This is a genomic window from Candidatus Neomarinimicrobiota bacterium, from assembly GCA_018647265.1.
Taxonomy (GTDB): domain Bacteria; phylum Fidelibacterota; class Marinisomatia; order Marinisomatales; family TCS55; genus TCS55.
This window is the reverse complement of the sequence record JABGTK010000089.1, coordinates 1-8257: the sequence shown is the minus strand read 5'-3', so window position 1 is coordinate 8257 and position 8257 is coordinate 1. Positions and strand designations below refer to the sequence as shown.

Below are 8257 nucleotides of genomic sequence, written 5' to 3'. Positions count from 1 at the left end.
TCTACATTGGACTTTTTAATTTGCATTGGCGGAATTTGATTATCAGGAGGAAATTCTTCCGCAATCGATTCAAAAACACCACCCTTTAAAAACTTCACCAACTCCTTCGATTCAATGATATATCTTACCGCTATTGATCCGAAAACTTCAGTCCCTCGGTAGGAGGCTATCATCCTATTTGAAAGTGGTTCCGGGAAAATTTGGGCATTGACTTGGCTAGACCAAATACCGTTTACATTTAGAAATTCAAAGAAAACATTAGGCACCCCACTCGTTTCAATCCGGATGGCCACACCTTCTAATTCTCCATATTCTCGGAGGTCTAATGCACTCCCGGTTGTGATGAACCCATCCTGAGTCCGCCTGGCAGTAGGTGGACCATCGAAAGAGATTTCTTTCACCGCATCCAGGAATTGGGCGTTAATTCCATTCAATATCAGAATGGCGGCAAAGAGAGTTTTATTTAGTGTACCCATAAAATTAAGCTGAATTTAACCTTGTTGGAATGTTCAACCGAAATAGAGATTACTTATAGTCAAAAAAAAGCCCCGCCCCGGTAAACCGGGACAGGGCCGATCCTCACACAAGTGGATCGTTCATTTCATGAAGGTCATTTGTTTTGTTTTTGTAAAATTCCCAAACCGCATGGAATAAAAGTATGTGCCACTGGCCACTTTGTTACCATTATTGTCCATCCCATTCCAAGTAACATGATAAGTACCTGCAGCTTTATCCTGCATTTGAAGCAAGGATGCAACCTCTTGTCCTACCACATTATAAATTGTGATTGAAATATTACTTGCTATAGGCAGAGTATATTCAATCGTTGTTGACGGGTTAAAGGGATTTGGATAATTTGAATTTAGTTTAAAGTCATCCGGTGTAATTAATACAATATCTTTCACACTCAAATCTGTGCTTTTACCACTGTATTCCATAACACGTAAGAAAATCCTGTTTGGGTTTGCTTTTGCTGAATCAGTTCCGGCATAAAGGCTATCGGACACTCCTTGATAAGCTAAGATAACTTCGCCAAATGAATCCCGATCCAAATTTGCACCAGCAAATAATTTATTTGGGCCACCTGTTTGGAGGGAATCGACACCAAAATCTGCTCTAGACCAATTAGAAGTATCAAGAACACTGCCTGTCCCCGTGTATTCAAACTTGGTCATTCCTTTACCATATCCAAAGAATATAGCTGGCTCTCCAAAAGCATTATTACTTGCGGAACCACCATATGCGTACCCATACGCAGAATCAAGAACCGCAGTTTCTGAAGCAGCAAGTTTATTTGCATCTCCGTCAGTATCAGCCACAATAAAGTATTGTTTATCGTAAAAGCCCCCGACATAAACTTCGTCCTTGCCATCTTTATTTGCATCAGCAACTGTTGGTGCAAGAGTCCAATCATCCTTATCAGCAAGTTTTACGTAAGATGTATCTCCAAGGGTATATGTATCAGCACCTGTTGCTTCAATCACAAATACTGCTAAATTATTCCAAGAGAAACAAACGGCTTCTTTTTTGCCGTCACCATCCAGATCGGCAACGACAACACCCTGAGGGCTTCCACCGCCTAAAGCATTTTCCCGAACACCATCTTTATCTACGTCTCGAGGTGACATTGAATATTCTTCAACTAATTGAGGTAAAACACCAATATCACCGCTTACGGAAGAAATGACGAATCTATCTCCAGAAAAAGCTGAATGGGTTGTGGCAGTTGTGCCGTAGGCAGGATTAGAGGGACCATTGTTGGCCCATATCAATTCCTGTGTACCGTCCCCATCAATATCATTAATTGTAAAATGCTCAACTCGGACTTCGCTCATTGTATCTGCAAAAACAGTATGAAGGTTTCTAAACCAATGGGTGCTGTAACCATTGTCCGTCGTTCCATCCCATTCATAAACATGGAGGCCTGCAGTAGTATCGGAATTATTATATCGGCCAGAAAAGAAAACAACTTCACCAAGACCATCTCCATCTAAATCACCCGTTTGTATCCAACGTGTTCCAGAAGAATATGCAGAGTTTGAATTGGGTGAAGACCATACATGAACCAATGTATCACCATAATACCATTCAAAGGCGTGAACCTTACCACCATTGGCATAATCAGTCACCCATATCTCAGGACGCCCATCTTTATCCAAATCTGATCCACTCCAAACTCCCCTTGGGCCAGAGTTCGAATTCCATTGGTTAGTATCTCCCTGTGCTTTATGAAATACACTATGGTTATTAAATGTCGCTTGCGCGAACAAGACGGTTGATGCTATAAGAACGATTCCACTAACGATTTTTCTCATTTTATTCTCCTGTATGATTCCTATGTATATTTTCGACCGCCAAGTATAAACATAAAAAAATAGTAAACACAATATTATTTTTTTAAAGTTACGTTTAATTTTATTATTAATATACCTTTGTGCTTTTATACCTTTGAGGTCTATTAAATGCTTCTTCGTTTAAAATTAAGGAATTACTGTTATTCATTTTCGTTGGACTAAAATCTTATTAACGCTGGCAATTTCATCAATAATTTATGGTAATACAGGAAAAATATCCGGCAAAGTTACTGATATAAAATCGGGCGATCCCCTGGCCGGTGTTAACGTCTTCTTAGATGGAACACCCTATGGCGCCGCCTCCGATCAATTCGGTGAATATGTTATACTTAATATTCCCCCTGGTAATTACAACTTACGTGCTTCATATATCGGCTATGCATCTTTTCGTGTGGAGAATATTCGCGTTAGTCTTGATCGAACCACGAACCAAAACTTTGCGTTAAAAGAAGCAGTAATCGAAGGTGAAGAAGTTACTGTCATTGCTGAGCGCCCTATGGTTCAAAAGGATTTAACCGCTTCACAAAAAGTCCTAACCTCCAATGAAATTAATGTAATGCCTGTGGAATCTTTCCTTGGTGTGCTAGCCACCCAAGCGGGCGTAAACCAAGGTGCTGGTGGTGAACTCCATATTCGAGGTGGAAGGTCCAATGAAGTTGGTTATTATGTGGATGGTGTTTCTGTGTCTAACCCCTTTTTCACTAATGGTCTCGCTATAAACATTTCTAATAAAGCTCTAGAAGAAATGAAAGTAGTTAGCGGTGCTTTCAATGCAGAATATGGTAATGCAATGAGTGGCATAGTTAATCTCCAGATCAAGGATGGTGGTAAAAAATATCATGGAAGTATTTCCTACCAATCTGGCGATCATCAATCTTCAGACACAGATATTTTTACGAATATTGATCAATTCAATATTTTTACCAATAAAGTATTTGAAGGAACAGTAAATGGCCCAATGCCCTTTATATCTAATGATGGAAAATTCACCTTTAATATCACCGGAAGATACAGTTCAAGCGAAGGGTATTATTATGGTATTCGTGAACACACCATAGGGGATTCTGCCGATTTCAGAAATGCGGATAACTGGTACATTGAAATGGGAGGAGATAGCACTTTTGTCCCTATGAATCCAAGATCCAGCCTAAACCTTTTGGGTAAATTTACTTATCGTGTTTCCCCCCGCTTAAAATTTTCTCTCCAATTACTTCATTCTGGTGGTGACTCAAAATCCTACTCCCATTATTATAAATATAACCCAGATGGCACCTCAACTTCTGAATCATCAAATAATAATTTTTCAATAAAGATGAATCATTCCATTAACCGTCGCAGCTTTTATGAAGCTAATATTTCATATTCCACAACCAATTATATGGGATACCAATTCAAACCCATTGATTTGGAATCTGCCGTCCACGAAGAAGATGAGAGTCGCTTTGGCTCAGGCCAATACGTCCTTTATAACGAATTTGAAAGTGGTGCAAAATATTGGGTTTTGAATAATTCAGATTATGTTCCTTCCTCTCGAATCAAAGGGTCACCTACTTCTTCTACTTTTTCTTTCGGTGGATCAAATCGCGGCCACTCATACCGAAAATCGAATTCAATCAACTTCAAACTTGATTTCACCAGCCAAGTAACCAACCGCCACGAAGTAAAAACAGGCGTCAACTTTCGCAGTGATCATTTGGACGAACGAAATTTTACCGTACTTTTTGATAATCAAGTTTACAGAGTACCCACTATTCTACCTGAGAACGACTCCCCTTCCCATAATTATTATAATAATACAGCCACATTTTTCTCAGGATATCTCCAGGATAAAATTGAGTATAATCACTTCATTACAAATGTGGGTGTTCGATTTGACGAATTCAAACCAGATGAAGATTTTATAACAGATTTCCTCAAACCGGATGGTGAAAAGAAAAAAGCATCCAATAAAACAATGATATCACCGCGGATTGGGGTTGCTTTTCCCATTACCGATAAAGGAATTCTCCATTTTTCCTATGGCCATTTTTACCAGATGCCGACGCTTCGTCGGTTATATAAACGGGGAAATTTTGGTGCTGGACTTAGACCCACCATTGGGTATGCCGATTTGAAGCCGGAAAAAACAGTCCTTTATGAATTCGGACTCCAGCAGCAATTGGCCCGTGTTTTAGCGTTTGAGATCAGTGCTTTTTATAAAGATATCCGAGACCTACTGGCCGTACAATCTATTCGATATGATTCTGAAAAATATGGCCCCTCCAATTATGCTATCTATATGAATAAGGATTATGGCAATGTAAAAGGGTTCACTTTTAGCCTGACAAAACGTTATGACCGTGTGACTAAAACTTCTGCATTCGTTGATTATACATACCAAGTGACTGAAGGTAACAGTGTCAATTCTGGCTCATTCTACTACAATGCATTATCCGGAGAAGAAGAAGAAAAACGGATTGTACCCCTATCCTGGGATCAGCGCCATATATTTAATACTACTGTATCAGTAGGAGATCCGGGGAATTGGAATTTGGGTGTTATCAGTAATCTCTCTAGCGGCTGGCCTTACACACCCAATGTCCCAAATGCCAACTATGTACCACTTCCAAATTCCGGAAGAAAGCCGTGGCAATGGCGAGTAGATATGCGTCTTCATAAAAATTTCAAAATGGGCAAATTCAATTATGTGCTTTATGCCAAAATCTACAATCTGCTCGATAGACGAAATGAACGCTACGTTTTCAATGACACAGGGCGAGCTGGCTACACCTATGTGTTTCAATCCACCCAAGAAACAAAAGGTTTCAAAGATCATTATGGCGAAACAGGTGTTCATACTTGGTCCGAATATCAAAACCGTCCTCAATATTATACATCACCCCGATCAATCAATATCGGTTTCTCTCTGGATTTTTAAACTGATGAAAAAACTTACTTCATTTTTATTACTTTTGGGATTGGCGCTTTCCACAATTTCTGCACAGGAAAAATACCGCCGTTTTTCAAAAGAATGGCGCGCTGCCGGCCCTGAAAAAGAATGGAATTCAGTTGAACATGAATATTTTTATCAATGGCGAGATAAACTTCGCGCCAAAAGAGCCAATGAAAATGCTGAAATATTAAGACGGCAAAAAGCGATTTTGAACGGCAATAAAATCACCACCGAAATATGGAACTACGGATCTATATCCAGCCCGGGAAACCGCGTAACTGATATTGTTTGGGAAGGATTGGGTTACGGCTATGAATTTGGTCCCTTCATTGGTGCTGAAATTCCAGTGGCACCGGGAAGTCATCAAGATGCATATATCAAAAAAGATGCCAATGGAGATCCTATTCTGAATGATGATGGAAATCCGATTTGGATGGCGAAGGCCATTAGTGATGGATTGGTTTCATTGGGAGGTGAAATATCCCCTGATGGTAAAATATTTTGGGGCTGGGAGCCCTTGGCTTACAACTCCCAAGGCGTTCCCTATGGTGATCCCAATAGTCCAAATATTCCAACCTCAAATGACGTTGACCGTGATGGCGACGGCAAACCGGACAGCTGGCCTGAAGGCTGGTATAATCCCAATTTAAAAAGCTATGTCTGGCCTGGCGCTCTCCGCCAAGGATCCTCCAATGCTGACCTGGAATCATTTTTTGTAGTGGATGACCGCAGCAACCAAGAATTTAAATATTATCCATTTGATAATGACTCAACAAAAATGGGGTTGGGCATCGAAATCGAATGTCGATATTATCAATGGTCTAATCCTATGGCAGAAGATGTGGTCTTTTTGATTTATAAGGTCACAAACAAAAGTAATAAAGATCTGAATGAAGTTGTGTTCGGCATGTGGGGTGACCCTCATATTGGCGGACCATCCAATTGGCAGGATGATTTGTCCTATTTTGATACAGATTTGAATATGGTATACGCCTGGGACGAAGATGGAAAATCTGATGTGGCTGGACGAAAACCAGGTTATTTCGGATATATTTTTTTAGAGAGTCCCGGTAATCCATATGATGGCAAAGATAATGATGGCGATGGTATGGTAGATGAAAGTCGAAACAACGGGATTGATGATGATGGTGATTGGGATTTAGATAAAGATGATGTTGGTATTGATGGTATACCCAACACCGGTGATGTGGGTGAAAATGACGGTATCCCCTCAGCGGGGAATGCATTTGACATCCGACAACCGGGTGAACCAAATTTTGAATGGACTGATTTGGACGAATCAGATATGATCGGCCTCACCAGTTTCGCTGCGCCGAATTTTGGTGGAAATAATCGCATCTCAAAAGATCACTATATTTACTCCACTTATATGACGCCAGGACGATACGACTCACTTAACTCTGAAGTAGCGGGAGACAATATATTTTTATATGGTTCGGGCAATTTCACTCTAAAGGCAGGAGAAGCACGACGATTCTCAATTGCCTTATTGGTGGGGAATAATTTTGATGACCTAACCCTAAATGCTAAAACAGCGCGGCAGATCTATGATACCAATTACCAGTTTGCTAAACCACCTGAAAAGCCAACCTTAACGGCTGTTCCGGGTGATCAAAAAGTAACGCTTTATTGGGATGATATTGCTGAATCCTCTTGGGATCCAATCTCTGAAGAATACGATTTTGAAGGATATGTGATTTACCGCAGCACCGATCCCAGCTTCTTGGATCAACAAAATATTACAGATATTAATGGGTCTCGGTTCCTTTTTGAACCACTCAAAACCGAAACAGGCGGTTGGGCCAAATGGGATTTGATTAATGAATATAAAGGTCCCAGTGATATTCCTTATGACGGGAGAGGCGTTGCCTATCATTTGGGTAATAATACAGGATTAATTCATTCATTCGTGGATTCCAATAATGTCATCAATGGTCAACGATACTATTATGCCATTTGTTCTTATGATCATGGAACTAAGATCTTGGGTATTGGACCCAGCGAATCATCCAAGACTATTACGCTAAATCCTGAAACCAACGAGATTTTCCTAGATATTAATACGGCGGCAGTTGTGCCCCGTGAACCGGCGGCAGGGTATACAAAAGGATTTGTTGCTGAAGATACAATCTCAGCATTTAAACATGTGGGTGGATTTGCTACGGGTGATTTTGCAGTAGAAATCCTTGATCCCATGGCAATTGAGGATACAAATACATTTCAAATTACTTTTTCCGCAGAGCCTACGCGCTACTCAATTGAGGACTTAAATCCCGTTATTGAAAACCGTACTGTTAAGAAAAACGTTTATATTACACTGAAAAAGAACCGTGTGAATGGCGAACGATTTATTTTAACAAAGGCTAGCGGAGCCGTGATGTCAAAAGGAAAGGATTACCTCCTTTTCCCAGAAGCAGGACAGGTGGTAGTTACAGACACATTAAGCTCAGATATTTCTGAGGGTGAGCAAGTCACTATTGAGTATACCCATTATCCGCTTTGGGAGAGCAAACAATTAAACAATGAAGAATCAAACCCGGTAATTGACGGTGTTAAACTTTATGTTAGGGACAAATCATTAGCCCTGAATGATAAAAAGTCAAAATGGATCGATGGTAGCACCGGGAATTACGCTGTTACTGTGGGGCCCTATGATGGAAAAGCATCCAATATGCGGGGAGCAGATTATGAGATCCGCTGGTTTAACGATATTGCCGATACCAGTTCACTTGGTACTGCAACTGCCCCATTCCAAATATGGGACGTGACCCATGGTATCATACCTTTCAAAAAGAAAATTGCTGTCCTAGATTATAAGATTAGAAATAAGACATGGGATTTCGGTGAAAGTGTGGTCATACTCGAAGAAGGAAACGGTATTAATGTTTCCTGGCAAATTGATTTTAATTCACCCCAAGATATAGTTGTCACCCATCCCATTGGAGGCGAT

The 8257-nt window shown here is 40.4% G+C and carries 4 protein-coding genes; 2 read left to right on the top strand and 2 right to left on the bottom strand.

Annotation, left to right across the window (positions count from 1 at the left end; all coding sequences use genetic code 11):
* Together HN459_05205 and HN459_05200 are read right to left on the bottom strand one after the other, a co-directional pair.
* A partial coding sequence (locus HN459_05205) for a hypothetical protein (GenBank protein MBT3478843.1) occupies positions 1-476 on the bottom strand: 476 nt, incomplete at its 3' end.
* Positions 477-596: 120 nt separating this feature from the next.
* Complete coding sequence (locus HN459_05200; GenBank protein MBT3478842.1) at positions 597-2315, bottom strand: T9SS type A sorting domain-containing protein; 1719 nt, start codon at positions 2313-2315, stop codon at positions 597-599.
* 430 nt (positions 2316-2745) lie between these two features.
* Between HN459_05200 and HN459_05195 the strand changes: the two genes are divergently transcribed.
* Positions 2746-5271: a TonB-dependent receptor gene (locus HN459_05195; GenBank protein ID MBT3478841.1), complete on the top strand. Its 2526-nt coding sequence runs from the start codon at positions 2746-2748 to the stop codon at positions 5269-5271.
* 4 nt (positions 5272-5275) lie between these two features.
* Positions 5276-8257, top strand: a 2982-nt coding sequence (locus HN459_05190) for a hypothetical protein (GenBank protein MBT3478840.1), incomplete at its 3' end; no start/stop codon positions are given.